Here is a 1,274-nt window from a genome sequence, read left to right on the forward strand (position 1 = left end):
GTAGTAGCGTGACGGCGAGCAGTGCAGGTACTTCTGGAACAGGCGCTCAAGCTGGCGCCGCGACACCGACACATAAACAGCCAGTTCATCCAGGTCGATCGGCTCTTCGAGGTTGGCTTCCATCAACGCGACGATTTCAACGCGACGATTTCCTGCAGTTTCGGCTGGTTGGTGCCAAGCATGTGCTTGAGCGGCACGCGCTGGTGATCCTGTTCGTTGCGGATGCGCTCGTAGACAAACATCTCCGAGATCGCCGCCGACAGCTCGCGACCATGATCACGGCTGATCAGGTGCAGCATCATGTCCAGCGGCGCAGTGCCGCCGGAGCTGGTGAAGCGGTTGCGGTCGAGGGTGAATAAACGGGTGCTCATGCTCACCCGCGGGAAGGCTTCCTGCATCGCCGCCAGGCATTCCCAGTGCACGCTGCAGTCAAAACCATCGAGCAGGCCGGCACAGGCCAGGGCCCAGCTGCCGGTGCACACCGCACCCAGCCGTCGCGACTGGCGCGCCTGGCTCTGCAGCCAGGTGACGTGCTCGCGGGTAACGGTGCGCTGGATACCAATACCGCCACAGACAATCACGGTGTCCATGGCCGGTGCCTTGTGCATTGCCGCATCGGGAGTGATCTGCAAGCCGTCGCTGGCCCACACCTGGCCGCCATCCACGCTCAGGGTGCTCCAGCGATACAGCTCGCGACCGGACAGCTGGTTGGCCATGCGCAGCGGCTCAACAGCGGAAGCCAGCGAAATCAGCGTGAAATTGTCCAGCAGCAGGAAGCCGATGGATTGGGGCGTGCGGTTCTGGGTTGGGGTCCCGGAGTTGTACGACGTCATCGCGGTATCTCCTCACACAATGCAGGTTGTGCCTCAGGCAGGCACGGGCTTTTTTGTCACGGCCCCGATTCGGATGCAGGGGCTTTGCCAATCACAACGCAAATGCCATGCCTGAAATTGAATGGCCATTCAACAAAACCCAAAAACGACGTCGCGCAGCGTCTATATGGCCCTTGTTGCCGGGCGCGGTTATAAACGCAAACCAGCGGCCTAGCGCCGGTCTGTAGGACGCGTGAGCAATTCGGTAGCACTTGTGTGAAGGATGCCCAGAAACGACATCGGCAACTGTCACCCAAGGCGCCAGGCACGGGGGTGACAGCGGATTGTTCGAGGCGGGAAAGGCCTGCGCGCCAAAAGGCGGCGCGCAGCTCGAAGGTGGGCGAAAACGGCGCAGGGCGCGTCAGCGTTTCAACATTCGATGGCGCTGACCGCCAGGCCACC

The 1,274-nt window shown here is 61.8% G+C and carries 1 pseudogene; it reads right to left on the reverse strand.

The features are described from left to right. Positions 1–833 (reverse strand): annotated as a pseudogene (locus UB48_RS26795) (GlxA family transcriptional regulator); the annotation flags it as partial. Positions 834–1,274 lie beyond the last annotated feature (441 nt).

The organism is Pseudomonas sp. 2(2015), assembly GCF_000955865.1.
Taxonomy (GTDB): Bacteria; Pseudomonadota; Gammaproteobacteria; order Pseudomonadales; family Pseudomonadaceae; genus Aquipseudomonas.